Origin of the sequence: Pseudonocardia sp. P1 (assembly GCF_000178675.2) — a bacterium.
GTDB lineage: Bacteria > Actinomycetota > Actinomycetes > Mycobacteriales > Pseudonocardiaceae > Pseudonocardia.
In genome coordinates, this window is sequence record NZ_ADUJ02000001.1 from 1116367 (window position 1) to 1142919 (window position 26553).

Annotated in this window: 22 protein-coding genes and 1 riboswitch; of the genes, 7 read left to right on the plus strand and 15 right to left on the minus strand. The window is 74.0% G+C overall.

What is annotated here, in order from left to right; genetic code table 11:
- The first annotated feature begins 8 nt into the window (after positions 1 to 8).
- On the plus strand, positions 9 to 1370 hold the full coding sequence (locus PP1_RS04635) for an MFS transporter (protein WP_075314157.1): 1362 nt from the start codon (positions 9 to 11) through the stop codon (positions 1368 to 1370).
- Between the two features lie 95 nt (positions 1371 to 1465).
- Here the strand turns inward: PP1_RS04635 and PP1_RS04640 are convergent, their stop codons facing one another.
- Positions 1466 to 2938, minus strand: coding sequence for an MFS transporter (locus PP1_RS04640; protein WP_075314156.1), 1473 nt, complete (start codon positions 2936 to 2938; stop codon positions 1466 to 1468).
- Between the two features lie 116 nt (positions 2939 to 3054).
- On the opposite strand from PP1_RS04640, the gene PP1_RS04645 reads away from it, so the two are divergent.
- On the plus strand, positions 3055 to 4611 hold the full coding sequence (locus PP1_RS04645) for an acetolactate synthase large subunit (protein WP_075315048.1): 1557 nt from the start codon (positions 3055 to 3057) through the stop codon (positions 4609 to 4611).
- Between the two features lie 54 nt (positions 4612 to 4665).
- The gene (locus PP1_RS04650) at positions 4666 to 6039 is read left to right on the plus strand and encodes an MFS transporter (protein WP_083697103.1); all 1374 of its coding nucleotides are present in this window, start codon (positions 4666 to 4668) and stop codon (positions 6037 to 6039) included.
- A 7-nt stretch (positions 6040 to 6046) separates the two neighbouring features.
- Here PP1_RS04650 and PP1_RS04655 read toward each other — a convergent pair whose 3' ends face one another.
- The 4 genes from PP1_RS04655 to PP1_RS04670 form a co-directional block, all read right to left on the minus strand.
- The gene (locus PP1_RS04655; RefSeq protein ID WP_010239719.1) at positions 6047 to 7105 is read right to left on the minus strand and encodes an alpha/beta fold hydrolase; all 1059 of its coding nucleotides are present in this window, start codon (positions 7103 to 7105) and stop codon (positions 6047 to 6049) included.
- Complete coding sequence (gene fmdA, locus PP1_RS04660) at positions 7102 to 8349, minus strand: formamidase (protein WP_029239853.1); 1248 nt, start codon at positions 8347 to 8349, stop codon at positions 7102 to 7104. The genes PP1_RS04655 and fmdA overlap by 4 nt, the downstream gene beginning before the upstream one ends.
- Before the next feature lie 25 nt (positions 8350 to 8374).
- Positions 8375 to 8659 (minus strand): zinc ribbon domain-containing protein, encoded by a 285-nt coding sequence (locus tag PP1_RS04665; RefSeq protein WP_060576176.1) that lies wholly within the window; start codon positions 8657 to 8659, stop codon positions 8375 to 8377.
- 62 nt (positions 8660 to 8721) lie between these two features.
- Positions 8722 to 9777: a substrate-binding domain-containing protein gene (locus PP1_RS04670; protein ID WP_010225987.1), complete on the minus strand. Its 1056-nt coding sequence runs from the start codon at positions 9775 to 9777 to the stop codon at positions 8722 to 8724.
- A gap of 41 nt (positions 9778 to 9818) precedes the next feature.
- On the opposite strand from PP1_RS04670, the gene PP1_RS04675 reads away from it, so the two are divergent.
- Positions 9819 to 10289, plus strand: a complete 471-nt coding sequence (locus tag PP1_RS04675; RefSeq protein ID WP_082398998.1) for a MarR family winged helix-turn-helix transcriptional regulator — start codon at positions 9819 to 9821, stop codon at positions 10287 to 10289.
- Between the two features lie 53 nt (positions 10290 to 10342).
- On the opposite strand, the gene PP1_RS04680 is transcribed toward PP1_RS04675, so the two are convergent.
- The 9 genes from PP1_RS04680 to PP1_RS04720 all read right to left on the minus strand — a co-directional run bounded on the left by PP1_RS04680 (position 10343) and on the right by PP1_RS04720 (position 21528).
- The gene (locus tag PP1_RS04680) at positions 10343 to 10888 is read right to left on the minus strand and encodes a YbhB/YbcL family Raf kinase inhibitor-like protein (protein WP_010225983.1); all 546 of its coding nucleotides are present in this window, start codon (positions 10886 to 10888) and stop codon (positions 10343 to 10345) included.
- Positions 10885 to 12456: a GMC family oxidoreductase gene (locus tag PP1_RS04685; RefSeq protein WP_033198903.1), complete on the minus strand. Its 1572-nt coding sequence runs from the start codon at positions 12454 to 12456 to the stop codon at positions 10885 to 10887. Before PP1_RS04685 ends, PP1_RS04680 begins: the two co-directional genes overlap by 4 nt.
- Positions 12457 to 12458: 2 nt before the next feature.
- On the minus strand, positions 12459 to 12845 hold the full coding sequence (locus PP1_RS04690) for a hypothetical protein (RefSeq protein ID WP_010225979.1): 387 nt from the start codon (positions 12843 to 12845) through the stop codon (positions 12459 to 12461).
- Between the two features lie 239 nt (positions 12846 to 13084).
- The gene (gene cobN / locus PP1_RS04695) at positions 13085 to 16678 is read right to left on the minus strand and encodes a cobaltochelatase subunit CobN (protein ID WP_010225977.1); all 3594 of its coding nucleotides are present in this window, start codon (positions 16676 to 16678) and stop codon (positions 13085 to 13087) included.
- A gap of 91 nt (positions 16679 to 16769) precedes the next feature.
- Positions 16770 to 16845, minus strand: a riboswitch (cobalamin riboswitch).
- A gap of 53 nt (positions 16846 to 16898) precedes the next feature.
- Positions 16899 to 17504, minus strand: coding sequence for a hypothetical protein (locus PP1_RS04700; RefSeq protein ID WP_010225975.1), 606 nt, complete (start codon positions 17502 to 17504; stop codon positions 16899 to 16901).
- 16 nt (positions 17505 to 17520) lie between these two features.
- Complete coding sequence (locus PP1_RS04705; protein ID WP_010225973.1) at positions 17521 to 18840, minus strand: MFS transporter; 1320 nt, start codon at positions 18838 to 18840, stop codon at positions 17521 to 17523.
- A gap of 38 nt (positions 18841 to 18878) precedes the next feature.
- Positions 18879 to 19409: a 3-isopropylmalate dehydratase gene (locus PP1_RS04710; RefSeq protein ID WP_010225971.1), complete on the minus strand. Its 531-nt coding sequence runs from the start codon at positions 19407 to 19409 to the stop codon at positions 18879 to 18881.
- Positions 19406 to 20674, minus strand: coding sequence for a 3-isopropylmalate dehydratase large subunit (locus PP1_RS04715; RefSeq protein WP_170918886.1), 1269 nt, complete (start codon positions 20672 to 20674; stop codon positions 19406 to 19408). Before PP1_RS04715 ends, PP1_RS04710 begins: the two co-directional genes overlap by 4 nt.
- Positions 20675 to 20676: 2 nt before the next feature.
- On the minus strand, positions 20677 to 21528 hold the full coding sequence (locus PP1_RS04720) for an isocitrate lyase/PEP mutase family protein (protein WP_010225967.1): 852 nt from the start codon (positions 21526 to 21528) through the stop codon (positions 20677 to 20679).
- 154 nt (positions 21529 to 21682) lie between these two features.
- On the opposite strand from PP1_RS04720, the gene PP1_RS04725 reads away from it, so the two are divergent.
- Positions 21683 to 22453: an IclR family transcriptional regulator gene (locus PP1_RS04725; RefSeq protein ID WP_227012633.1), complete on the plus strand. Its 771-nt coding sequence runs from the start codon at positions 21683 to 21685 to the stop codon at positions 22451 to 22453.
- A gap of 13 nt (positions 22454 to 22466) precedes the next feature.
- On the opposite strand, the gene PP1_RS04730 is transcribed toward PP1_RS04725, so the two are convergent.
- On the minus strand, positions 22467 to 24035 hold the full coding sequence (locus PP1_RS04730) for a PucR family transcriptional regulator (protein ID WP_170918885.1): 1569 nt from the start codon (positions 24033 to 24035) through the stop codon (positions 22467 to 22469).
- Positions 24036 to 24133: 98 nt separating this feature from the next.
- On the opposite strand from PP1_RS04730, the gene speB reads away from it, so the two are divergent.
- Positions 24134 to 25075 carry an agmatinase gene (gene speB / locus PP1_RS04735; RefSeq protein ID WP_010223879.1) on the plus strand — a complete coding sequence of 314 codons (942 nt, stop codon included), beginning with the start codon at positions 24134 to 24136 and terminating at the stop codon, positions 25073 to 25075.
- 8 nt (positions 25076 to 25083) lie between these two features.
- Positions 25084 to 26511, plus strand: a complete 1428-nt coding sequence (locus tag PP1_RS04740) for a sodium:solute symporter (RefSeq protein WP_010223876.1) — start codon at positions 25084 to 25086, stop codon at positions 26509 to 26511.
- The last annotated feature ends 42 nt before the right edge of the window (positions 26512 to 26553 follow it).

A 26553-nucleotide genomic window follows, 5' to 3' on the forward strand; every position in this document is an offset into this window, starting at 1 on the left:
CCTCGGCCATGTCCGCCACCGTCCCGCCGGCGTCGCCGGGACAGCCCGCAGCACCTGCGCTCCGGTCGTCCCGCAAGGTCGCCACCGCCAGCCTCATCGGTACCACCATCGAGTGGTACGACTTCTTCATCTTCGGCACGGCCGCCGCACTGGTGTTCGGCCAGGTGTTCTTCCCGTCCGTCGATCCGCTGACCGGCACGCTGTCGGCGTTCGGCGCGTTCGCGGTCGGCTTCATCGCCCGCCCGGTCGGCGGCGCGGTGTTCGCGCACTTCGGTGACCGGATCGGCCGGAAACCGATGCTCGTGTACTCGCTGCTCCTGATGGGGGCGGCGACGGTCGGCATGGGCCTGCTGCCGGGGTACGACACGCTCGGCATCTGGGCGCCGATCCTGCTGGTGACCCTGCGGTTCCTGCAGGGCTTCGGGGTCGGCGGTGAGTGGGGCGGGGCGGCGCTGATGGCCGTCGAGCACGCCCCGGCGAACCGCCGCGGGTACTACGGCAGCTGGCCGCAGGTCGGCGTCCCGCTCGGCCTGGTGATGGGGACGGCGACCTTCGCCGTGCTGTCGGCGCTGCTCACCGACGAGCAGTTCCTGGCCTGGGGCTGGCGGGTGCCCTTCATCGGCAGCATCGCGCTGATCGGCGTCGGCATGTGGATCCGGCTCGGCGTCCACGAGTCGCCGGTGTTCCAGAAGACGATGGACGAGAAGGCTGCGAACCGGATGCCGGTGGTCGAGGCGCTGCGCACCTACCCGAAGGAGATCCTGCTCGCCGCCGGGTCGTTCCTCGCGACGAACTCGACGTTCTACGTCGGCTCGGTCTGGCTGGTCACCTACGCCACCCAGGAGCTCGCCTACGAGCGGACGACGATCCTCACGGCGAACGCGTTCCTGTCGCTGTCCGACATCCCGATGATCCTGCTGTTCGGGCTGCTGTCGGACCGGCTCGGCAGGCGGCCGATGTTCCTGGCCGGGATGGGGTGCCTGGCGCTGTTCGCGGTGCCGTACTTCTGGCTGGTCTCGACGTCGAACGTGTGGCTGTTCATCCTCGGCGGGCTCGTCGTGCAGGCCTGCCGGTCCGCCGTCTACGGGCCGCAGTCGGCGTTCTTCGCGGAGCAGTTCTCGACCCGGATGCGGTACTCCGGGGCGTCGCTGGCCTACCAGATCGCCTCGATCCTGGGCGGGGTCGCGCCGCTGCTGTGCACCGCGCTGGTGGCCTGGACCGGGTCGCTCTACGCGGTCGCCGGGTACGTCGCGTTCATCGCACTGGTGTCGATGGGCTGCTCGTACCTGATGACCGAGACGCTGCGGACGGGGCTGCGCGACGAGACGGCCACCCCGGCGGCCGTCGACGGCCGTACCGGCACCCCCTGACCGGCGTCCCGCCCCCCCCCGGATGGATGATCGTCGCGGCACGGGCCGGCGAGGTGCCGGCCCGGCCGGGATCCGGGGGACACGAGAGTCCCGGGTCAGTCACCGCCGGTCGGCGAGGGTGGCCCGGGGTCGTGGGCGGCCCCGGCCGGCGTCCGCCCGCGGCGGCGCGCCGCGACGAGATCGGCCACGCCGAGGACGAGCGCGACCGCGACCAGCCCGACGGTGATCATGAGGCCGCGGGAGATCGCCGACGCCCAGTCGCCGGTCGCGCTCAGCCGGCCGAAGAAGACCGCGCCGACGGCGGACAGGCCCACCGCCGTCCCGATCCGCTGCCCGGTCTGCAGCACGCCGGCCGCGGTGCCGCCGGACGCCGGCGGGATCTCGGCGAGCGCGAGGGTCTGGTTCGGTGCGACGACGAGCCCGCCGCCCGCGCCGGCCACCAGCAGGGTGCCGGCGATCGCGGCGCCGGTCGCCGCCGCGTCGCCCGCGGTGGCGGCGAGCGCCACGTCGGTGGCGATCAGCCCCAGCAGGACGACGGCGAGCCCGACGACCACCATCGGCTGCCCGAACCGCGACACCAGCCGGCCGCCCAGCGCGGACGTCACCGCGGACCCGAGCGCGAACGGCGTCATCGCCAGGCCGGTCTGCAGCGGCGTGTAGCCGAGACCGTTCTGCAGGTAGAGCGTGAGCACGAAGAAGATCGAGGTGAACCCGGCGAAGTAGGTCATGCCGAGCGTGGCGCCCGCCGCGTAGCTGCGGGTCCGCAGCAGCGCGAAGTCGACCAGCGGGTGCCCGTGGCTCCGCTTCGCCCGCCGTTCCCAGGCCACGAACGCGGCCAGCGCCGCCACCGAGACCGCGAGCAGCCACCACGGGGCGCTCGCCGGGTCTCGTTCGGAGAGCACCAGCGGCAGCATCAGGCTCACCACACCGACGCCGAGCAGCACCGCCCCGGGAAGGTCCAGCGGCCGGCGGGCGGCGCGGCCGACCCCGTCCGCCGGGAGCAGCCGGGCCGCGAAGACCAGCGCGGCCACGCCGATCGGGATGTTCACGAAGAACACCCACCGCCAGCCGCCCGCGTCGCCGGTCCACGCCAGCAGCAGGCCGCCGAGCAGCGGCCCGACCGCCGTCGAGATCCCGACGACGGCGCCGAACATCCCGAACGCCGTCCCGCGCTCGGGGCCGCGGAACAGGTCCTGGATGAACCCGACGACCTGCGGGGACAGCAGCCCGGCCGCCACCCCCTGCAGCAGGCGCACCGCGACCAGGACCTCGGGGGTCGGCGCGAGACCGGCTGCGGCGCTGGTGAGGGTGAACAGCCCGAGGCCGAGCAGGAACATCCGGCGGCGGCCGCGGTCGTCGCCGAGGCGCCCCGCGGCCACCAGGACCAGGCCGAACGTCAGCGCGTAGCCCGACACCACCCAGGACAGCTGTGCTGCGGACGCGCCCAGGCCCGCCTGCATCGACGGCAGCGCCACGTTGACGATGCTGACGTCGAGCAGGCTCATGAAGCCCGCGACGAGGCAGACGGACAGGGCCCGCCAGCGCCGCGGGTCGGGTTCGGTACTCACAGGGGTCCATTCCCCGCCGTCACGGTGCTCGGCGCAACTCGGGACCCGGGTTCTCCGGGCGGTGTCACAGGGTGTGGACTGGGGATCATGACGACGACGTGGGTGAGGGCCGTCCGGTGAGGGGCGCCCAGGCGCTGGTCGGATCGCTGGTCGGGGCGGGTGTCGAGGTGTGCTTCATGAACCCCGGCACCTCGGAGATGCACTTCGTGCAGGCACTGGACGACGTCCCAGGGATGCGGGGCGTGCTGACCCTGTTCGAGGGGGTCGCCACCGGGGCGGCGGACGCCTACGCGCGCATCGCGGGGCGACCGGCGGCCGTCCTGCTGCACCTCGGGCCGGGCCTCGGGAACGGACTGGCGAACCTGCACAACGCGCGCCGGGCCGGCACCCCCCTGCTGTGCGTGGTGGGTGCGCACGCGACCGACCACGTCCGGCACGACGCGCCGCTGGAGTCCGACATCACCTCCGTCGCGCGGACCGTGTCGGGGTGGGTGCACACCTCCGGCGACGTCCGCGACGTCGCCGACGACGCCGTCCGCGCGGTCGCGGCGACCTCGGAGCGCGGCGGGCAGGTCGCGACCCTCGTACTGCCCGCCGACGTCTCGTGGTCCGAGGGCGGCGCGCCCGCACCGGCCCGGACGGCCGCCGTCCCCGAGCCACCGTCGGAGCAGCGGGTCGCCGACGCGGCGACGGCCGTCGGCACGCCGGGCGCGGTGATCCTGCTGGGCGGTCCGGGCCTGACCGCCCGCGGGGTCGACGCGGCCGGCCGGATCGCCGCCGCGACCGGGACCCGGCTGCTGGTGGAGACGTTCCCCCGACGCTGGGAGACCGGTGCCGGGCGCCCCCGCATCGACAAGCTCGGGTACTTCGCCGAGCAGGCGATCGACCAGCTCTCCGGCGCGTCCTCGCTGGTCCTGGCCGGTGCGCGGTCGCCGGTGTCGTTCTTCGGCTACCCCGGTGTGCCGGGAGACCTCGTGCCGGACAACTGCCCGGTGGTGGGGCTGGCCGACCCGTCGTCGGACGCGGAGGCCGCGCTGGTGGCGCTCGCCGACCGGGTCGCCGCCGACGCCGTCGCCGAGCCGGCACCACGGGCGGCGGCCGAGCCCGGGCCGGGCCCGCTCGACGTCCGGTCGCTGTGCGCGGCGGTCGCGGCGACCCTGCCGGACGACGCGATCGTCGTCGACGAGTCGCTCACCGCCTCCGCGGTGCTCGCGCCCGCCCTGCAGACCGCCGCCACGCACACCCAGCTCGCGCTGACCGGCGGTGCGATCGGACAGGGCCCGCCGGCCGCGGTGGGGGCCGCGATCGCCGCCCCGGACCGTCCGGTGGTGGCGGTCCAGGCCGACGGCAGCGCGCTCTACACCCTGCAGGCGCTGTGGACCCAGGCCCGTGAGCAGCTCGACGTCACCACGGTGCTGATCAACAACGCGGCGTACGCGATCCTGCGGGTCGAGCTGGCCCGCACCGGGGCCGGGGAGGCCGCGCACTCCGGGCGTGCCGGGCGGATGCTGAGCCTGACCGACCCGACCCCGGACTTCACCGCGCTGGCGACCGGCCTCGGCGTCCCGGCCCGGCGGGTCACGACGACCGAGGAGCTCCTCGAGGCGCTGTGCTGGGCGCGCGCCGAGCCGGGACCGCACCTGATCGAGGCGATCGTCCCGGCGCCGGGCTGAGGCCGACGGGGCCGCCGTAACCGGCTTGACCTCGACCGGGGTGCAGGGCGCAGGGTGTCCCGTGTGGTCGGGACGGTCGGGGGGCGAGCAGGTCAGGAGCCCGGCGTCTGGTCGGCGGACCGGGCCCCGACGACCGTCGGGATCCTGCTGCTGATCAGCCTCACCGCGTTCGAGGCGATGGGCGTCGGCACGGCGATGCCGGAGATCGTCGCCGATCTCGGCGGCGTCACCCTCTACGCCTGGCCGTTCGTGCTGTTCCTCGCCGCCGCGGTGTTCGGGACGGTCGCCGGCGGCCGCTGGTGCGACGCCCGCGGCCCCCGCGTGGCGCTCGTCGTGGCCCCGGTGGTGTTCGGCGCCGGGCTGCTGGTCGCCGGGTCCGCGGAGGCGATGGGCACGCTGCTGGCCGGGCGGGTGTTGCAGGGGCTCGGCGCCGGGGTGCAGGGCGTCGCGGTGTACGTGCTGGTCGCCGAGGTGTACCCGGCGCGGCTGCGGCCCGCGGTGTTCGGGCTGATCTCCTCGGCGTGGGTGCTGCCGTCGCTGGTCGGCCCGCCGCTCGCGGCCGTCGTCACCGAGCGGTTCTCCTGGCACTGGGTGTTCCTCGGGCTGCTGCCCGTCGTCGGGTCGGCGCTGGTCCTCGTCCTGCCCGCGGTGCGCCGGCTCGGTCCACCGGCCCCGCGCCCGCCCGGCCCCGCCGGGACGCCGACGGTGCTCGCCGCGGCCGGTGCCGCGCTCGGGGTGGCGGGGCTGAGCTGGGCGTTCGAGAACGTCGACGTCCACGGCGCCGTGGTGGGGACGGTCGCGCTGGTGCTGCTCGTCCCGTCGCTGCGGCGGCTGCTGCCCCGCGGGACGTTCACGGCCCGCCCCGGGATCCCGGCCGTCGTCGCCGCCCGGGGCCTGGTCGCGGGCGCGTTCCTCTCCGTGGTGTCGTTCCTGCCGTTGATCCTCACCGCGACGCACGGCTGGTCGCTCTCCGCCGCCGGGATCCCGCTGATCGTCGCCTCGCTCGGCTGGTCCGCGGCCGCGGCCTGGCAGGGCCGCCACCCGGACCGGGACCGATCGGCGATGCTGCGCGCCGGGTTCGTGATGATCGCGGTCGGTCAGGTGGGTCTCCTCCCGGTCGCCGCCGGCTGGCTGCCGGGCTGGGTCGCGGTCGTCGCCTGGGGGTGCGCGGGGCTCGGGATGGGCGTCGCGTTCTCCGCGGTCGCCTACCTGACGCTGGCGCACTCCGCCCCGGCCGACGTCGGCGGCCACTCGTCGGCCGCGCAGCTGCTCGACCAGCTGGCGAACGCGTCGTTCGTCGGGCTGGGCGGTGCGCTGCTGGTGCTGCTGGCCTCCCCGGCCGTCGCGATGCCGGTGCTGCTCGGGGCGGTGGCGGTCCTGGCCCTGACCGGCGCCGCGACCGCCTCCCGCACCCGCCTCCCCGGCTGATCCGCCGTCAGATCCCGGAGGGCCCGGCCAGGAGCTCGGCGACGGCGGCGTCGATGAACAGCGTGTCGGGGTTGTCCGGCGCCCGCTCCCCCGGCCCGCCGCCGGCGAAGTGCCCCCAGACGCCCGGGATCACCCGCAGCTCCGCGCCGTTGGTCATCTGCGACACCGCCCAGGCCTCGTCCTCGGGCGGGAAGTAGAGGTCCTTCTCGGCCGGCATGACGATCGCCCTCGCCCGGATCGAGGCGAGCGCCTCCTCGGTGGAGCCGAAACCGGGCGTCGCACCGACGTCGCCGTGCCACCAGGTGTCGAGCATCGTGAGCAGGTTGTTCGGGTCCCGCCCGTCCAGGAAGAACCCCTCCCAGAAGCCGACGACGAAGTCCTCCAGCGAGGTGAACCCGAGCTCGCGCCAGCGCTCCTCCCAGTAGAACGCCTGGGAGAACCCCCAGCCCGCATAGATCCGGGCGAAGGCGCGCAGCCCCTGGACCGGCGGCGTCGTGTAGCGGCCGCCGTCGAACCCGGCCGAGGCGGTCAGGGCAGCCCGCAGCGAGTCGAGGAAGACGCGGTTGTGCGGTGCGGTGCGCGGCGACCCGCAGAACGGCAGCATCCGCTGCACCATCTCCGGGTGGCTGACGGCCCACTGGTAGGTCTGCCCGGCACCCATCGACCAGCCCAGCACGAGCGCGAGCCGCTCGATCCCGAACAGCTCGGTGACCAGACGGTGCTGGGCCGCGACGTTGTCGATCACCCGGATCGGCGGGAAGCTCGGCCCGTCGTCGGGGTGCGGCACGGTCGACGGTGACGTCGACAGGCCGTTGCCCAGCATGTTCGGCACGATCACGAACCAGCGCGCCGGGTCGAGCGCCCGGCCCTCGCCGATCAGCCACTCGTTGTCCCAGTGCCGGCCCGAGTACCAGGTCGGGTACAGGACCGCGTTGCTCCGGCCGGCGTTCAGCTGGCCGTAGGTGCGGTAGGCGATCCGGGCCGGGCGCAGCGTCCGGCCGCAGGCCAGTTCGAGCTCCCGGATCTCGAAGACCTCGTGCGGGACCTCGCGGCCGTAGTGCGTCACGACGACACCGCGCAGCTCCCCCGGTCCCGGCGGGCCGGGCCGGCCGCCGACGGGCGGATGTCGTCGTCGAAGATCGCCGTCGGCAGGTAGAGCGAGCAGCACGCGTTCGGGATGTCGACGACGCCCGACACCCGGCCCTCGATCGGCGCCGACCCGAGCAGCAGATACGCCTGCGGGCCCGAGTACCCGAACTTCTCCAGGTAGGTGACGGCGTTGAGGCACGCGTTGCGGTAGGCGACGGTCGCGTCGTTGTAGAGCTGGGTGTCGGTGGTGTGGTCGACGCCGATCCCGATGAAGGTCACGAACTCGGAGTAGCGCGGCTCGACGTTGCCGGGCATCAGGATCGGGTTGGTGGTGACGCCGTAGGTCGCCATCCCGCCCTTGATCAGGTCGACGTGGAAGTCGATGAACCCGCCCATCTCGATGGCGCCGCAGAAGGTGATCTCGCCGTCGCCCTGGGAGAAGTGCAGGTCACCGCCCGAGAACAGGGCGCCGGGCACGTGCACCGGGTAGAACACCCGGGAGCCGCGGGTGAAGTTCTTGATGTCGTGGTTGCCGCCGTTCTCCCGGGCGGGGACGGTCCGTGCGCCGTCCCGGGCGATCCCGGCCAGCACGTCACCCGACGCCGTCCCGCCGAGCACCTCGTCCTCCAGCGGCGGCAGGGCCAGCGCCGGCACCCGGTCCGGGTCGGTCGCGATCAGCGCCCGCTCCCGGGCGTTCCAGCGGGCCAGCAGTTCCGGCGACGGCGCGGTCCCGAACAGCCCGGGGTGCGTGATCCCGGTGTAGGACACGCCGGGGACGTGCCGGGAGGTGGCCTTCTGGCCGGCGAAGTCCCAGATGGCCTTGTAGGCGTCCGGGAACGTGTCGGTCAGGAACCCGCCGCCGTTCTGCTTGGAGAAGATCCCGGTGTAGCCCCAGCCCTGACCGGGTGCCGGGCCGGTCTCCTGCGGCACCGGCCCGAGATCGAGTATGTCGACGACGAGCAGGTCACCCGGCTCGGCACCCTCGATCGCGATCGGCCCGGACAGCATGTGCGCGCCGCGCAGGTCGACATCGCGGACGTCGTTCGCGGAGTCGTTGTTGCCGATCTGCCCGTCGGTCCACTCCCGGCACTCCACGCGGATCGTCGAGTCGGGCCGGACGGTGACGGCGGGCGGGATGTCCGGGTGCCAGCGGTTGTGGCCGGGAACGGCCTGGTCGCGCATGGACTTCGCCTGGTCGACGGTGAACACGACATCGGGCACGGCGGTACTCCTGTCTGTGCTGGGCTCAGGGGCGCGGCAGGCGGGCGTGGCGCGGGTCCCGGGTCACCGGGGTGGCGCGCCGCGACCGGCCGGGCACCGAGGACACGACGGCCGGGGCGTCGGCGCTCGCGGCGGAGTCGTCGAGCGCGCGGCGCAGGGCGGGATCGACGCCGCGCAGCGCCGGTGCCCCGAAGACCCGCCGCGCGTCCGCGCCGCAGCCCGGGCAGGACGCCCCGGCGCCGGAGCGGGCCATCGGACGGACCAGGTCGAACTCGCCGCAGTCCGGGCAGTGGTGGGTGTAGGTCGGCACGCGGGGCCCCATCCGACGCGGTTACTGTCAGATGGAAATATGTCGATCGATACGACCTGGTGTCAAGCGAGCCGGTCGAGAACGTCGAAGGACAGGCCGTCCGCACGGGCCAGGTAGACGTCCTGGCGCAGGTGCCCGTCGTGCAGCGACACCGCGCCGCGGGGACCGTCGAACCCCGTGGACTCGGCGACGGCCAGCAGCGCGGCCGGATCGGTCGACCGGGCCCGCCCGGCGAGCGCACCGAGCAGGGTGACCGCCTCGAAGCACGACTCGGCGAGCGCCCCGGGCACCGGCGCCCGGACGCCGAACCGCGCGGCATAGCGGCCGGAGAACTCCAGCGCCGACGCCGTCGCGAGCGTCTCGAACCAGCCGGCCGCCGCGTAGAGCTCGCGGGTGGCCTCCGCCCCGGTCGCGAGCAGCATGTTCTCCTCCATCAGCGGGGAGAACCGCACCCGGCCGCGGTCCGCGCCGGCCGCGGCGAAGGCCCGGTTGAACCCGACCGCGTCGGAGCCGACCAGGAACATGAGCACGCCCTGCGCACCGGAGCGGCGCACCCGTTCGACCGCGGGACCGAAGTCGTCGGTGCCCAGCGGGAGGAAGGTCTCGTCGAGCACCCGGACGTCCGGCGTCCCGCGGGCCCAGCGGCGCACCACCCGGGCGGAGCCGCGCGGCCAGACGTAGTCGTTCCCGACCACGCACCACGTGCGGACGCCGAGCTCCGCGGCCATCCAGCGCAGCCCGGGGAGCACCTGGTTCTCCGGTGTCTCGCCGGTGAGGAAGATCCCCGGCGTCCGCTCGCCGCCCTCGTAGAGCGGCGCGTAGACGTAGGGCACCCGGCCGCCGACGACCGGTGCGAGCGCCTGGCGGACCGCCGAGATGTGCCAGCCCGAGACCGCGCCGACGACGCCGGCGTCGAGCAGCCCCGCCACCTCGGCCGCGACGGCGGCGGGTGCGCGGCCGCCGTCGACCGGGTGCAGGCGGACCTCCCGCCCGAGCACTCCCCCGGCCTCGTTCAGCTCGGCGGCGGCGAGGTCCCCGCAGGCCTCGCAGGCCGGCCCGAACAGCCCGGCGGGCCCGCTGCGCGGGACCACGAAGGCGACGTCGAGCGTGGTGGCCACGGGCGTCACCTCCGGATCCGTTCGAGGTGACAGTGTTTACGATGACAGCGACCACGTCACTACGCCCGACTGCCGAGGAGGACGTGTTGAGCGCCGCCGAGCCGCGCACCGCCGGTGCCGCCGCCGCGCTGGGCCGCGCCGCGAACCGGGTGGAGCGGCGCATCGAGGAGCTCGTGCGGCCGCCGCACGGCCCGGGTCTGGACGCCTGGCGGGTGCTGGACCTGCTCGCCGACGGCGAGGGCCACCCGATGTCGGAGATCGCCGCGCACGCGATGGTGCCGGCGCCGACCCTGACGAAGATCGTCGACCGGCTGGTGGAACGCGGCCTGGTCTACCGCCGCCCGGACGAGATCGACCGGCGACGGGTGCTGGTGCTGCTGGCCGCGCGGGGCCGCGAGCTGCACGGATCGCTGCGCGCCGGTGTCGACGCGGTCGAGCGCGAGGTCCACGACGCCCTCGGGCCGGACGCGGACCTCGTGCTCGCCGCGCTGGAGCGGCTCCGCCACTCGTGAGTGGTCGTGGCGGTCCTGGCCGCCACGACCACTCACGAGCGGCGCCGGCCGCCTCAGCGCTCGTACTCGGCGACCACCGTCGCCCGGGCGAGCGTGTGCGAGAACAACAGGAACCCGAGGTAGGACCCACCGGCGTCACGCGGGATCCCGATCCGCGGCACGTCGACCGCGTGCACCACGAAGTAGTAGTGGTGCACGCCGTGCCCCTCCGGCGGGGCCGCGCCCAGGTACCGGTGCAGACCCGCGTCGTTGCGCAGCGCGAGCGCACCCTCGGGCAGCAGCCAGCCGTCGTCGGAACCGGCTCCGGCCTCGAGTCCGGTGACCGACGCCGGGATGTCGGCCACCGCCCAGTGCCAGAAGCCGGCGGCCGTCGGCGCGTCCGGGTCGTAGCAGGTGACGGCGAAGCTGCGGGTCGCGCTCGGATGGCCGTGCCAGCTCAGCGCCGGCGACCTGTCCTCACCGCCGGCGCCCATGATCCCGCTGACCTGCGGCGCAGCGAGCGGGGTGCCGTCGGCGACGTCGGTGCTGGTCACGGTGAAGGTCGGGACGGCGGGCAGGAACGCGTACGGGTCGGGTGGCGCGCTCGTCGGTGCGGTCATGCTGCGAGCTCCTTGTCCAGCTCGGTCGCGATGTACTCGGCCTGCCGCAGGGCCAGCGCGACGATCGTCAGCGTCGGGTTCGCGGCGGCACCGGTGGTGAACACGCTGCCGTCGGAGACGAACAGGTTCGGTATGTCGTGGGTCCGGCCGAACCGGTCGACGACGCCGTCGCGGGGCCGCTGGCTCATCCGGCACGTCCCGAGGTTGTGCGTCGACGGGTAGGGCGGCGTCTCGATCGTGCGGTGCGCGCCGACGGCCCGGTAGACCGCGGCGCCCTGCGTCTGGCCGTGCCGGCGCATCGCGACGTCGTTGGGGTGGTCGTCGAAGTGGACGTCGGCGACGGGCAGCTTGTGCGCGTCGACCGTCTCCCCGCTGAGCGTGATCCGGTTCCCCGCCTGCGGCATGTCCTCGCCGACGATCCACATGCCGGCGGTGTTCCGGTAGCCGTCGAGCAGCTCGGTCAGCTGCGAGCCCCACTTGCCGGGCGCGACGAACTTGGCGAGGAACGCCGGGCCCAGCGAGATCGTCTCCATGTAGTAGCCGCCGACGAACCCGCGCGAGGGGTCGTGCCGGGACTCGTCGGAGATCACGCCGGCCATCGTCTCGCCGCGGTACATGTGGACGGGCTTGTCGAACTGCCCCCACACCGTCCCGGTGGTGTGCCGCATGTAGTTGCGTCCGACCTGGCCCGACGAGTTGGCGAGCCCGTCGGGGTGCTGCGGCGACTCCGACAGCAGCAGGAGCCGGGCGGTCTCGATCGCGTTGCCCGCCACGCACACCACGGCGGCGCGCTGGCGGCGCAGGGCACCGTTGCGGTCGACGTAGAGCACGCCGGTGGCGCGGCCCGACGCGTCGTGCAGGATCTGGGTGGCGTGCGAGTCCGGGCGCAGGTCGAGGTTGCCGGTCGCCTCGGCCTTCGGCAGCTCCGCGACCAGGGTCGACCACTTGGATCCCTGCTTGTCGCCCTGGAAGTTGAACCCGTCCTGGACGGTGGCCGGTCGGCCGTCGTACGGCTCGGCGTTCGTGGCGTAGGGGCCCGTCGCGTAGTACTGGTAGCCCAGCTTCTCGGCGCCGTTCGCGAACACCTTGTAGTTGTTGTTCGCGGGCAGCGGGGGCCGTCCGTGCCGGTGGCTGACCCCCATCCTGATCTCCGCCTGGTCGTAGTACGGCTCCAGCTCGGCCAGCGCGATCGGCCAGTCGAGCAGGGTCGCGCCCTCGATGTCGCCGTACGTGCTGCGTGCGGCGAGCTCGTGGGCCTTGAACCGCGGGCACGCGCCGGCCCAGTGGGTGGTGGTCCCTCCGACCGCCTTCACCAGCCAGGCCGGCAGGTTCGGGAAGTCCTGCGCGATCTGCCAGCTGCCGGACGTGGTGCGCGGATCGGTCCAGGCCATCTGAGCGAACGCGGGCCACTCGTCCTGGTGGTAGTCGGCGCCGGTCAGGTGCGGACCGGCCTCCAGGACGACCGTCCTGATGCCGCGCCGGCAGAGCTCGGCCGCGACGGTCCCGCCGCCCGCACCCGACCCGATCACGACGACCACGTCGGCGTCGTCGTAGGCGAACCTCGGCATGGTCACACCCCTTCCCGGTGCTCGATGCGCGGCTCCGGGAGCCAGTCGAGGTCGTCGAACCCGCGGTCGACGTAGCCACCCCTGTCGAAGGAGGGGCCCTCGTAGCCGAGCAGCTCCCACACCTCCGGGTCGCTGTAGAGCGTCACGATCGCGCTGTCGACGATCGCGGTGACGAACGGGCTGCCGTCGGCACCGCGCAGCACGGCGGCCGCGGTGTCGAGGTCGAGCTCGGCGAACGGGACGTCCCGCTGGGCGTCGAGCTCGCCGAGGCCCTGCACGAGCTGCGCCAGCATGCGGGGGTCGGTCGCCGCCTGTTCGATCACGGCGTCCGCGGCCCGCTGGTAGGGGCCGACCGGGAAGGTGCGGTGCGGGAAGGCCGCGTAGACCACCCTCGTGAGCGTCTGCCTGTCCTGTCTCGACAACAGATACGTCATTGTCTCCGTCATCCTCTCCTCCGGCTCCGGACACACGTGTCCCCCGGCCGGAATCCGAACGATTCTCCGGATTCCGGCCGGAGCAGATCCGGCCGGAATCCGACGCCGCGGAGCGACGTGCTCGACAGTGACAGAGCTAACAGCTTAGGGCAGCCTATCCTTGTCTCATTCTGAGACAGGCTCTGCCCCGGGACCTACTCGTCGTCCTCGAGGTCGCCCTCCGACTCGAGGTACGCCTGGCGCAGCGCGTCCAGCGTGGCGGGCTCGGGCGACTCCCACAGTCCGCGGTCGACGGCCTCCAGCAGCCGCTCCGCCATCCCGTGCAGCGCCCACGGGTTGGACTCGGTGAGGAACTTGCGGTTCTCCGGGTCCAGCACGTACTCGCTGGTCAGGGTCTCGTACTGCCAGTCGGCGATGACGCCGGTGGTGGCGTCCCAGCCGAACAGGTAGTCGACGGTCGCGGCCATCTCGAAGGCGCCCTTGTAGCCGTGCCGGCGCATCGCGGCCATCCAGCGCGGGTTGACCACCCGGGCACGGAACACCCGGGACGTCTCCTCGTGCAGGCTGCGGGTGCGGACCGACTCGGGCCGCGTGGAGTCGCCGACGTACGCGGCCGGCGCGGAGCCGGTGAGCGCGCGCACCGTGGCGACCATGCCGCCGTGGTACTGGTAGTAGTCGTCGGAGTCGGCGATGTCGTGCTCACGGGTGTCGATGTTCTTCGCCGCCACCGCGATCCGCCGGTAGGCGTTCTCCATGTCGTCCCGCGCGGGGACGCCGTCGAGGCCGCGGCCGTAGGCGTAGCCGCCCCAGGTCGAGTAGACCTCGGCCAGGTCGGAGTCGCCCCGCCAGTCGCGCGAGTCGACCAGCTGGAGCAGGCCGGCGCCGTAGGTGCCCGGCTTGGAGCCGAAGATCCGGGTGCGGGCGCGGCGGTCGTCGCCGTGCCGCTCGCGGTCGGCGAGCACGTGCGCGCGGACGTAGTTCTGCTCGGCCGGCTCGTCGAGCTCGGACACCAGCTTCACGGCGTCGTCGAGCAGGGCGAGGACGTGCGGGAACGCGTCCCGGAAGAACCCGGAGATGCGGACGGTCACGTCGATCCGGGGGCGGCCGAGCTCGTCGAGCCCGATCGCCTCGAGGTCCCGCACGCGACGCGACGCCTCGTCCCAGACGGGGCGGACGCCCAGCAGCGCGAAGACCTCGGCGACGTCGTCGCCGGAGGTCCGCATGGCGCTGGTCCCCCACACCGACAGCCCGACCGAGCTCGGGTACTCGCCGTGGTCGGCCTTGTAGCGCTCGACGAGCGACTCGGCCATCGCCTGCCCGGTCTCCCAGGCGAGCTTCGACGGGACGGCCTTCGGGTCGACCGAGTAGAAGTTCCGCCCGGTCGGGAGCACGTTGATCAGCCCGCGCAGGGGCGAGCCGGACGGCCCGGCCGGGACGAAACCGCCGTTCAGGGCGTGCAGCACCCGGTCCAGCTCGTGCGCGGTGGCGTCGAGGCGGGGCACGACCTCGTCGGCGGCGAACCGCAGGATCGTCTCCACGGCGGCGAGATCCGCCCCGGGGAGCTCCTCGGCCGAGGCGACGACGTCCGGGGCGGCGCCGGCGTCCCAGCCGCGGTTCTCCATCCCGGCGACCAGGGCGCGGGCCACCGTCTCGACGGCGTCGGTGCGGGCGCCGGTCTCGGAGCCGTCCTCCACCAGGCCGAGTGCCTGCCGCAGGCCGGGCACCGACTGCTCGCCGCCCCACATCTGGCGGGCGCGCAGCATCGCGAGCACCAGGTCGACCCGCTGCTCGCCGGCCGGGGCCAGGGCGAGGACGTGCAGGCCGTCCCGGATCTGGACGTCCTTGATCTCGCACAGCCAGCCGTCGACGTTCATGAGCATGTCGTCGAAGACGTCCTCGTCCGGGCGCTCGTCGAGGCCCAGGTCGTGGTCCATCTTCGCCGCGGTCATCAGCGTCCAGATCTGCTGGCGGATCGCGGGCAGCTTGGCCGGGTCGAGCGCGGAGATGTTGGCGTGCTCGTCGAGCAGCTGCTCGAGCCGCGCGATGTCGCCGTAGCTCTCCGCGCGGGCCATCGGCGGGATGAGGTGGTCGACCAGCGTCGCGTGTGCGCGCCGCTTGGCCTGGGTGCCCTCGCCCGGGTCGTTGACCAGGAACGGGTAGACCATGGGCAGGTCGCCCAGCACCGCGTCGGTGCCGCACGACGCCGACATCCCCAGCGTCTTGCCGGGCAGCCACTCCAGGTTGCCGTGCTTGCCGATGTGCACGATCGCGTGCGCGCCGAACCCGCCGTCCGGCACCGGCGCCGCCAGCCAGCGGTAGGCGGCCAGGTAGTGGTGCGACGGCGGCAGGTCCGGGTCGTGGTAGATCGCGACCGGGTTCTCGCCGAACCCGCGCGGCGGCTGCACCATCAGCGTCACGTTGCCCGAGCGCAGTGCCGCGACGACGATGTCGCCCCCGGACACGTAGTGCTCGCCGGGCGCGTCGCCCCAGTGCCCGGTGACGCCGTCGCGGAAGTCCGCCGGCAGCGTCTCGAACCAGGACCGGTAGGTCTCGCCGGAGATCCGGATCGGGTTCCCGGCGAGCTTCTCCTCGGTCAGCCAGTCCGGGTCCTGCCCGCCGGCCTCGATCAGCGCGTGCATCAGCGCGTCGCCGTCACCGGCCTCGACACCCGGGAAGTCCCCGGTGTCGTACCCCGCGGCCGCCATCGTCCGCAGCAGCGCGATCGCGCTCGCCGGGGTGTCCAGGCCGACCGCGTTGCCGATCCGGGCGTGCTTGGTCGGGTAGGCCGACATCATGAGCACGATCTTCTTGTCCGCGTTCGGGACGCGGCCCAGGTTCGCGTGGTTCACCGCGATCCCGGCGACCCGGGCGGCCCGCTCGTGGTCGGGGACGTAGACCGAGAGGCCGTCGTCGTCGGTCTCCTTGAAGGAGAACGGGACGGTGATCAGGCGGCCGTCGAACTCCGGCACCGCCACCTGGGTGGCGACGTCGAGCGGGGACAGGCCGTCGTCGTTCTCCTCCCAGGTCGCGCGGGAGGAGGTGAGGCACAGCCCCTGCAGGATCGGGACGTCGAGTGCGGCGAGCTCGGTGACGTCCCACTCCTCGTCCTCGCCACCGGCCTGCGCCGAGGCGGGCTTCGTGCCGCCGGCGGCGAGGACGGTGACGACCATGGCGTCGGCGTCGCGCAGGGTGTCCAGCAGCGCGGACGGCGCCTGGCGCAGCGACGCGCACCAGATCGGCAGCGGGCGCCCGCCCTTCGCCTCGATCGCGTCGCAGAGCGCCTCGATGTAGGTGGTGTTCCCGGCCAGGTGCTGGGCCCGGTAGAAGAGGACGGCGACGGTGGGGCCGTCGAGCTCGGCGGCGTCGCGCGCGAGGATCCCCCACTCCGGCAGCTCCTCCGGGGGCTCGAAGCCCTCACCGGTGAGCAGCACGGTGTCGGAGAGGAACGCGTGCAGCTGCCGCAGGTTCCCGGTCCCGCCCTGGGCGAGATAGGTGTGCGCCTCCGCCGCGATGCCGGCCGAGGTGGAGGACAGCTCCATCATCTCGGCGTCCGGGGCCATCTCCCCGCCCAGGCAGACCAGCGGGGTGGACCGGGTCCGCAGCAGGTCCAGGCCCTCCTCGAAGTACCGGTAGCCACCGAGCACCCGGACGACCACGACGTCGGCCTCGTCGGCCATCGCCGCCAGCTCGTCGTGCACCACCCGGTTCGGGTTGGCGAGCCGGTAGTCGGCGCCCGAGGCCCGGGCGGAGAGCAGGTCGGTGTCGGAGGTCGAGAGAAGGAGGATCACCGGGCGTCGTCCCCGGTCGTGGCGCGCGTCATCGCAAAGGACCTTCCTCGGGATCCTCGTCCCGGGTGGAGGTGGGCGCGGCGGGCGGGCGCAGTGTCTGGCTCCCCTCCCCCGGAGGGCGAGGGCTCACAGTGGCGGGACCGCGCCGGACTCGCGCCGGCTTCCTGCGGACCCGTCCGCCGTCTTCGGTTGTCGGATCACCTTCACGGGCGGGCTCACGTCACGTCAAGGCACGCTCGACCAGGGTGGTGATCCGCACGTGCGACGGGCAGGCGGGCGCCGAACCGAACCCGAACCGCACCGCCGGGACGACGGGTGCGAGGCCGCCGAGGTCCACGCCGTCCCAGCGGACGACGGCGGCCGCGATCCGGTGCAGGTCGCGGGCTCCGTAGTACTCGCGGCGCCCACCACCCGCGCTGCCGACGGTCCGCACACCCGGCTGGACGCGGCGGGCCAGCGGGTCGATCGCCCGCAGCCAGTACCGGTTCACGGCGACCGGCCCGGGCACGGCCGCCAGCAGCAGACCGAGCGGCGGGCGCGGGCCGACCCGCCAGGCGACCTCCAGCGGGCCGGCGACGACCTGGCGCCGGTCGCCACGCACGGTGTGGGTCACCGGGACCACCCGGACCTCGTCGAACGTGTAGGTGGCGGACACGAACGTCGCGACGTCGCCGGAGGGCGCCAGCAGCGTCCGGGTGCCACCGGCGTCCTCCGTCATCACGTCGGTGAAGGACCCGAGCGGGGACCGTGGCCAGTGCCCGACCACGATCCGCCGCCCCTCCTGCGTGCCGAGTCCGGAGATCCAGCCGTCGAACCGGTCGATCATGGCTCCGGTGTACCCGCTACACCGGCAGGCGCTCCCGGCCGGTCTCGCGCAGCGTCAGGACGGTGACGACGCCGACGAGCGCGACGCCCAGCACCCAGAACGCGGGCGACATCGGGTTCCCGGTGCTCTGCACGAGCTGCGCGGACACGTACGGGGCCGTGCCACCGGCGAGGATCGTGCCGATGTTGAAGCCCAGCGCGACGCCGGTGTAGCGGACGCGACGCGGGAACAGCTCGGTGAACTGCGGGAACGCCGGGACCTGGGCGAGACCGTTGACCGCCATGTAGACGACGTAGACCAGCGTCACCACCACGATGCTCGACGTCGCCCCGAGCAGCGCGAACGCCGGCCAGGCGATCACCAGGTAGAGCGCGTAGGCCGACAGCAGCACGGGCTTGCGGCCGAACCGGTCGGTGAGCATGCCCGCCAGCGGGTAGGTGGCGCAGGCCAGCGCGATGCCGATCGCCGAGGCCCAGTACACCGCCTGCTTGTCGAACCCCTGGGTCTGGATCAGGTAGGTGCTGAAGTACGTGAGGCCGACGTAGCCGGTCCCGTTCATCGCGATCGCGATGCCGACCACCCGCAGCACCGCACCGGGCCGCTCCCGGACCACGCTGAGCAGCGGGCTGCGCACGACCTCCTTGCGCTCGGCCATCGACTCGAACTCGGCGGTGTCCTCCAGCTTGACCCGCACCCACAGGCAGACGACCGCGAGCGGGACGGCGATCAGGAACGGGATCCGCCAGCCCCAGGCGGACATCTGTTCGGGTGTCGTGAACGCGGTGACCAGGCCGACGACGGCGGCGGCGACCGAGAACCCGAGCGTCGAGCCGACCGGGGTGAGCGAGCCGTAGAGGCCGCGCTTCCCGGGTGGCGCGGACTCGGCGACGTAGGTCGCCGCGCCGCCGATCTCGCCGCCGGCGGAGAAGCCCTGCGCGAGGCGGACCAGCACGAGCAGGACCGGGGCGAGGACGCCGGCCGTCGCGAAGTCCGGCAGCAGGCCGAGGACACCGGAGAAGACGCCCATCGTGACGACGGTGACGACGAGCGCGTGCTTGCGTCCGCGACGGTCGCCGAGGCGGCCGAAGAACCAGCCGCCGATCGGGCGCATGACGTAGGCGGACCCGAACACGGCGAGCGTGAGCAGGATGGAGACCCCGGGCTCGTCGCTGGGGAAGAACAGCGGGCCGAGGGTGACGGCGAGGAAGGCGTAGACGCTGAAGTCGTAGTACTCGATCAGCGTTCCCACGCCGCCGGCGAGGGCGGCCCGGCGGGCGGAGAGGGTGGACGGCGGCGCGGAGGTCCCGGCGCCGGGCGGCGAGGTCGTCTCGGACACGTGTGCTCCAGATCGGCGGTGATCGAGGTGGTGGGGTGTCAGGTGCGCGCGTGCTCGGCGAGCAGCAGCTTCAGCGAGCCGCCCGCCTCGATGACCCGGGCGACCCGCTCGGCGGGCGGGGTGCCCTGCAGCGTCCGGCCGCCGGGCAGGGTGACGGCGGCGGCACGCCAGTCGAGGCTCAGGTCGTCGCCGGTGGCCACGGCGGCGGTGATGCCGGGGACCGTGATCAGCGGCATCCCGTTGTAGGTCTCGCCGCGCCAGAACCCGGGCGAGAACGACTCGGCGAGCACCGCGGCGATCCCGAGGTCGCGCAGCGCGACCATCGGCGGGTAGTGCGGGTGGCCGTAGCCGAAGTTCCGGCCACCGACGATCACGTCGCCGGGCCGGACCCGGTCGGCGAAGCCCGGGTCGTAGGCCTGCATGACGACGCCGCGGAGGAACGCGGCGTCGTAGGACTTGATGTTCTCGACGCCGGTCACGAGGTCGATGTCGAAGTCGTCGCCGAACACCCAGGCCACGCGGCCGGTGATCACGTCGGGCGGCGGCGGGTAGTCGCGCTTCGCGCTCACCGGTCCGTCCCCTCCCCGGCGGCGGTGATGCTGCCGGCGACGGCGCTGGCGGCGACCGTCGACGCCGATCCCATGTAGATGTTGGCGGCGGTGCTGCCCATCCGGCCGGAGATGTTGAGGACGCCGGTGGAGATGCAGTTCTCCTCGGGCTGCAACGGCTTCTGGTAGCCGAAACAGAAGTCGCAGCTCGACCGGGCGATCTGTGCCCCGGCCGCGCGGAGCACGTCGAGCAGGCCCTCGTCCTCGGCCTGCCGGTGCACCGCCTCCGAGGTCGGGACGACGTTCAGCTCGACGCCGGGCGCGACGCGGCGGCCGTCGAGGACGAGCGCGGCCGCCCGGATGTCCTCGATCCGGCCCGACGCGCAGGAGCCGATGAACGCCTTGGTCACCGCGGTCCCGCCCAGGTCGGCGGCGTCGCGGGTGTGCGCGGAACGGGCCGAGCCGGGCAGGACCACCTGCGGTGTGATCGTCGACAGGTCGTAGTGGTGGACGGCCCGGTACTCCGCGTCCGGGTCCGGCGACTGCGGCACGAGATCCGTGGCGCCGGTCCGGCGGGCGTACTCCAGTGCCGCCTCGTCCGGTTCGAACACCGCCGACACCGCGCCGGTGAACATCGCCATGCCGCACAGGCCCTGCCGCTGGTCGATCGGCATCGCCCGGGCGCCCGGCCCGCCGAACTCCATCACCTGGTGCGCGCAGCCGTCGGCGCCGTGGTCGCCGATGATGCGGTGCACCAGGTCCCGGCTGTCGACGCCGGGCCGGAACTCCCCGGTCAGCTCGAACCGGGTCGTGGCCGGGACGTCGAGGAAGATCTGCCCGGAGACCCACGCCTCCAGCAGGTCGCGGCGCACGCCCCAGCCGAGCGCGCCGAACGCGCCCGCCCCGGAGACGTGCCCGTCGAAGTGGACGAGGAAGTTCCCGGGCCGGGCGTAGCCGAGCTCGGCCATCACCTGGTGCCCGATCCCGCGGGCCTCGTGCAGGGCGATCCCGTAGTACTCGCACCAGTCCCGGGTGACCTGGTGGACCTCCTGCTCGCGGGCGTCGCCGCGGGTGAGCATGTGGTCGATGAAGACGACGTAGCGCTCCGGCTCGGCGAGCTCGCGGATGCCGAAGTCGTCGTGCATCTGCCGGAACATCACGTCGGTGTAGCCGGGGAAGTCGTACGCGATCATGTGGTCGGGGCGGACCGGAAGGTTCTCCCCGGCCCGCACCGACTCCACCCCCGCGGCCCGGGCGAGGATCTTCTCGGTGATCGTCGAGCCCATGGTCACACCGTCGCGGGCAGGTAGGCGTGCTGCTGGCGCTCGATCTCGTCCATCCCGATCAGGCCGACGAAGTCGTGGTGCCCCATGCCGTCGGCGCTCACCGACGCCGGCGGCTCGCCCGCGGCCAGGCGCTGCAGGCAGCGCTGCGCGGCCCCGGTGACGGCCATCAGCACCTGGGTCGGCAGCAGCGCGAGCCGGACCCCGACCTGCTCCATGACCTCCGGGGTGAACTCGCGCTCGGTCCACGCCGATGCCGTGAGGGTCGCCGTCAGCGGGACGCCGGCGACCTCCCGGCAGCGGGCCCACTCCTCGACCGTGGAGAACGTCTTCGTCACCGGCATGATCATGTCGGCACCGGCCTCCACGTACGCCTCGGCCCTCCGGAGTGCGTCCTCGCCCTGCGCGTCGGTGCGGGCGATGACGATCATGTCGCCGGCCGCGTCCTTCACCGCCCGGACCTTGCCCGCGGCCTCCGCGACGCCGACGAGATCGACCGCGGCCCCCGGGATCAGCGGGCAGCGCTTCGGGGAGCGCTGGTCCTCCATGAACACCGCGGCCACCCCGGCGTCGGCGAACCGGCGCGCGGTCCGGGCCGCGTTGACCGCGTTGCCGTAGCCGGTGTCGATGTCGGCGACCACCGGCAGCGCGCTGGCCTCCCGCACCGTGCGCACGGCCTGCAGGTTCTCCGACATCGTGTACAGCTCCGCGTCCGGGTAGCCGAGCGCCGCGGAGATCGCGAAGCCGGACGCGCACAGCGCTCCGAAGCCGGCCTGCTCGGCCAGCCGTGCGGTCAGCCCGTCCCAGACACCGGGGGCCCGGACGAGTTCCGTCGAGATCATCTCGCGCAGTTCCACTGATCACCTCTCTGTGTATCGTGATGCGATACGCGTTCCGAAAATGTGGCCGGAGGAGAGGCGATGTGTCAAGACGTCGACAGCGAGCGGGCAGCACCGATCGACGAGCCGCTCGATAACCTGAGGCCCCGACGACACGACCAGTGAGGTGACCGTGGCCGGTGAGAGCCGGGAGACCGTCGGCTCGGTGCTGCGGGCCTGCCGTCTGCTCGAACACTTCGGCGCCGACCGCCCGGTGATCACCCTCGCCGAGCTGACGGCCGCGAGCGGGCTGAACAAGCCGACCGTGCACCGGCTGATGACCTCGTTCGTCGAGGCCGGGTGGGTGCACCGCGACGCGGCGGGGGCCTACCGGATCCGGATGCCGGTCTTCGCCGTCGGCGCCGCCGCGCTGGCCGAGTTCGACCTGCGCACCGAGGCGCGACCCGCCCTGGAGGAGCTCGCCGCCCGGTTCGGTGACACCGCGTTCCTGATGGTGCCCGCCGACGCGGGAGCGGTCTGCATCGACCGGGTCGAGGGCGGGAAACCGCTGGTCGTGGCCGGTATCGGGATCGGGACGGTGCTGCCGTACCACGCGGCGGCGGCGCCGGTCGTGATGGCGGCGTTCGATCCGGCGCTGCGCGAGCGGGTGCTCGGTGGCGAGCTGCGGGCCTTCACCGGTTCCACGCACGTCGACCCGGCGGAGCTGGCCGCGCACCTCGACGAGGCCCGGGCGAGCGGGATCGCGGTGAGCCGGGACGACTACCTGGGCGGGGTGTCGGCCGTCGCCGCGCCGATCCTCGGGGCGGACGGCGCGCTCGTCGCGACCGTCAGCCTCGGCGGGCGCAGCGAGGACTTCACCGGCCCCGACGGCGAGGCGCGGGCCGCCGCGGTCGCGGAGGCCGGGCGGGGGCTCAGCACGACGATCGGCGCCCGGCCGGCCTGATCCGCGGGCTCGGTCAGGGGGCCCCGGCACGGCCGAGGTCGCGAGCCCGCAGCGCCAGCCACAGCTCGTGCCGGTCCTGCGCGGACCCGAGCCGCCGCCCGCTCACCCCCTCGGCGGTCTCGATCCGGTTCCGCACGGTGTGCCGGTGCACGCCCAGCGCCGACGCGGTGGCCGCCCAGTGCCCGTTGTGCTCGACGAACGCGGCGACCGCCCGCAGGAGCTCCGCACCCCGCGGGTCGGCGTCGAACGGACCGAGGACGGCGTCGGCGAACGCGCGCAGCCGGTCGTGGTCGAGCAGGGCGAGCAGCATCCGGCTGGACGCGACGTCGTCGGCGTGCGCGGGCCGCCCCGTCAGCCGGGCGACCGGCAGCGCGGAGCGGGCCTGCCGCAGCGACACCGCCAGCGCCCCGGGCCGCACGGCGATCCCGATCCCGGCCGGGCGGTGCGCGGCGAGCGCGCCGAGCACGGCGACCAGGTCCACGCCGGCCGGCGCCGCGAGCTCCACCCGCCCGTCGGCGTCCCCGGGGTCGGCGGGGCCGGGGACGACCCGGACCAGGGCGTCCGGCAGGACGGCCGCGAGGTCGGCGGCGAGCTCGTCCGGCCGTGGGGCGGCGACGACCGCGGCACGCAGCGGCGTCTCGGGCAGCCCGGCGGCGGCGAGCCGGCGTCCGGCGACGTCGTCATCGACCACGCCGCGGTCCAGGGTGGCGAGCAGCCGTTCCCGGCCCCGGCGGGCGGCCGCGTCCAGGCCGAGCCGCCGTTCCAGTTCCAGGGACAGCAACGAGACGAGGTCGCCGGTGACCTGGTGGGAGTGCGGGCCGGTGGCCGGGCCGTCGATCAGCAGCAGCGCCCGGATCCGGCGGGAACCCAGCGGGTGCACCTCGCGCCGGCGCACGTCGTCGGCGCCGGGGACCGGGCCGACCTCGACCGCGGCGCCGAGCAGCCCCTGCCGGCGGACGGTGCCGATCGTCGGTCCCAGCTCGGCGGCCAGCTCCGCCGCACCCTCCACCGGCGCGGCGGCGAGCACCCGGCCGAGGAGGTCCACCACCACCGCCGACCGTCCGGTCGTCGCCGCGTGCACCGCCAGCACCGGCTCCGCCCCGCCCGGGCTGACGGCCGCGGCGGTCAGCGCCCGCTGGGTGCGGAGCGCCCACTGGAGGCGGGTGCGCTCGGCCGCGTCCCGGTGCGCGAACACCGCCTTGGTGACGGCGACGAAGGGGACGCCGTCGGGGACGGACAGCAGCGGCAGCCCGGTGCGGCGCGCCGCCGTGACCAGCGCGGGCGGCGTCCGCCGGTGCGGCAGGCCGGTGCCGAGACCGACCGCCAGCGCGACGACGCCGTGCGCCCGCAGGTGCCGCGCGTAGGTGGTGAGGTCGTCGGCGCTCGTCGGCAGCAGGAACCCGACGGTCAGCAGCAGCTCCCCGCCCTCCAGCCAGACGCCCGGTTCGACCAGCTCCGACACCGCCGCCGCGGACACCGCCAGATCGAGGTCGGTCTCCTCGACCGCCGCCCGGCCCAGCCGCAGGGCCGGATCGTCCAGCAGGGTCCGCAGGGTCACCCCGGCCGGAGGCATGGACGTCATGTCGAGCATGATCGCGCCGGGTTCGACGTTCTGTCACTTCTGCCGGGCCGGTCCGGGGAGGACGGTGTGCGGAACCCGAGGACACCCGAGGAGGTCCGATGCCCGTCGGCCCCGTGGACGCCAGCGCCGTCCCCCGTTTCGCAGGCCCCACCACGTTCGCCCGGCTCCCCCGGCTCGACGAGGTGGAGCGCGCCGACGTGACCGTGCTGGGGCTGCCGTTCGACACCGGCGTCTCCTACCGGCCGGGTGCCCGGTTCGGCCCCGCGCACGTGCGGGCGTCGTCGAAGTTGCTGCGGCCCTACCACCCGCCGCTGCGGGTCTCCCCGTTCGCGGCGCAGCAGGTCGCCGACGCCGGTGACCTGGGGATCAACCCGTTCGACATCGGCGAGGCGATCGCGACGATCGAGCAGGCCGCCGACCGGCTGCGTGCCGGCGGCTCCACGCTGCTCGCCCTCGGCGGGGACCACACCGTCGCGCTCCCCCTGCTGCGCTCGGTGGCCCGCACCCACGGCCCGGTCGCCGTCGTGCACTTCGACGCGCACCTCGACACCTGGGACACCTACTTCGGCGCGGACATCACCCACGGCACGCCGTTCCGCAACGCGGCCGAGGAGGGCCTGCTCGACCCGCAGCGCTGCCTGCACGTCGGGATCCGCGGGCCGCTCTACGGCGAGCACGACCTCACCGACGACGAGGTCCTCGGCTTCCAGGTGATCGGCACCGACGCGTTCCAGACCGACGGCGTCCCGGCCGTCGTCGAGCGGATGCGACGGCGGCTGGGCACCGGCCCGGTCTACGTCTCGGTCGACGTCGACGTCCTCGACCCGGCGCACGCGCCCGGCACCGGCACCCCGGAGGCGGGTGGTCTGACCACCCGGGAGCTGCTGCACGTGCTGCGGTCCCTGGTCGGGGTGGACGTCGTCGGGGCCGACGTCGTCGAGGTCGCCCCGGCGTACGACCACGCCGAGATCACCGGGATCGCCGCGGCGCACGTCGCCTACGAGCTGCTGTCCGTGCTGGCCGCCAACCGGAAGGGCTGATCCGGGACATGGACATCGCCGTCGTCGTCCTCTACCTGGCCGCGATGATCGCCTTCGGGTTCTGGGGGCGGCGCCGCACCCGGGACCGCAGCGACTTCCTCGTCGCGGGCCGGCGGCTCGGGCCGTGGCTGTACTCGGGGACGATGGCCGCCGTCGTCCTCGGTGGAGCTTCCACCATCGGCGGGGTCGGGCTCGGTTACGAGTACGGGATCTCCGGGATGTGGCTGGTCGTCGCCATCGGCAGCGGGATCCTGGTGCTGTCGCTGCTGTTCTCGGCGCGGATCCAGCGGCTGGGCGTGTTCACCGTCGGCCAGATGCTGGAGCTCCGCTACGGCTCCGGCCTGGGCGCGCCCGCCGGGATCGTGATGTGGGCGTACACCCTGATGCTGGCGGTGACGTCGACGATCGCCTACGCGACGATCTTCGGGGTGCTGCTGGACCTGCCGCGGGTGCCGTCGATCCTGATCGGCGGGGCCGTGGTGGTGGCCTACTCCACGCTCGGCGGGATGTGGTCGGTGACGCTCACCGACTTCGTCCAGTTCCTGATCAAGACGGTCGGGATCTTCCTGGTCCTGCTGCCGGTGGTGCTGTGGCGGGCAGGCGGATGGGACGGCCTCGCCGCCGCGGTCCCGGCCGACGCCCTGTCGCTCACCTCCATCGGCGGCGGCACCATCGTCACCTACTTCGTCACCTACGGCTTCGGGCTGCTGATCGGCCAGGACATCTGGCAGCGCGTGTTCACCGCCCGCTCCCCCGCCGTCGCCCGCTGGGCCGGGACCGGGGCGGGCCTCTACTGCCTGGCCTACGGCGTCGCGGGCGCGCTGATCGGGACGGCCGCGCAGGTGATCGTCCCCGGCCTCGCCGAGCGGGACGACGCGTTCGCCGCGATCGTCGAGGCCGCGATGCCCCCGGTCGCCGCCGGCCTGGTGCTCGCCGCGGCGCTGTCGGCGGTCATGTCGACCTCCAGCGGTGCGCTGCTGGCGACGGCGACCGTGTTCAACCAGGACCTGGTCGGCCGGTTCCGCCGGCCGTCCGGCGACGACGAACTCGCCGGGAACCGGTGGGCGGTCGCCGGGTTCGGGGTGGTGATGATCGCGGTGTCCTGCCTGCTCCAGGAGGTCGTCGCCGCACTCACCCTCGCCTACGGGATCCTCGTCGGCGGTCTGCTGGTGCCGGTGCTCGGCGGGCTCGTGTGGCGGCGCGCCACCCGCGCCGGGGCACTGGCCGCGATGGCGACCGGGACCGTCGCGACACTCGGGACGATGCTGGCCCTCGGCGACCTCTACGCGAACGAGCCGGTGTTCGCCGGGATCGGGTCGGGGCTGGTCGTGTTCGTCGTGGTGTCCCTGCTGACCCGGCCGACCGGCGACGACGTCCGGGCCGAGTGGGAGCGCCGCAGCGGGCGGACGCGGGTGGGTCAGCCGGACTCGGGATGACGCGGACGCCGGTCGTCGATCGTCAGCCCGTCCGGGGTGGCG

Coding starts and splice junctions, on each gene's coding strand:
- PP1_RS04635 (WP_075314157.1), top strand. CDS start 9: ATGTCCGCCACCGTCCCGCCGGCGTCGCCGGGACAGCCCGCAGCACCT.
- PP1_RS04675 (WP_082398998.1), top strand. CDS start 9,819: ATGACAGCGACCACGTCACTACGCCCGACTGCCGAGGAGGACGTGTTG.
- PP1_RS04680 (WP_010225983.1), bottom strand. CDS start 10,888: ATGACCGCACCGACGAGCGCGCCACCCGACCCGTACGCGTTCCTGCCC.
- PP1_RS04685 (WP_033198903.1), bottom strand. CDS start 12,456: ATGCCGAGGTTCGCCTACGACGACGCCGACGTGGTCGTCGTGATCGGG.
- PP1_RS04700 (WP_010225975.1), bottom strand. CDS start 17,504: ATGATCGACCGGTTCGACGGCTGGATCTCCGGACTCGGCACGCAGGAG.
- PP1_RS04715 (WP_170918886.1), bottom strand. CDS start 20,674: ATGGGCTCGACGATCACCGAGAAGATCCTCGCCCGGGCCGCGGGGGTG.
- PP1_RS04730 (WP_170918885.1), bottom strand. CDS start 24,035: ATGACGTCCATGCCTCCGGCCGGGGTGACCCTGCGGACCCTGCTGGAC.
- speB (WP_010223879.1), top strand. CDS start 24,134: ATGCCCGTCGGCCCCGTGGACGCCAGCGCCGTCCCCCGTTTCGCAGGC.
- PP1_RS04740 (WP_010223876.1), top strand. CDS start 25,084: ATGGACATCGCCGTCGTCGTCCTCTACCTGGCCGCGATGATCGCCTTC.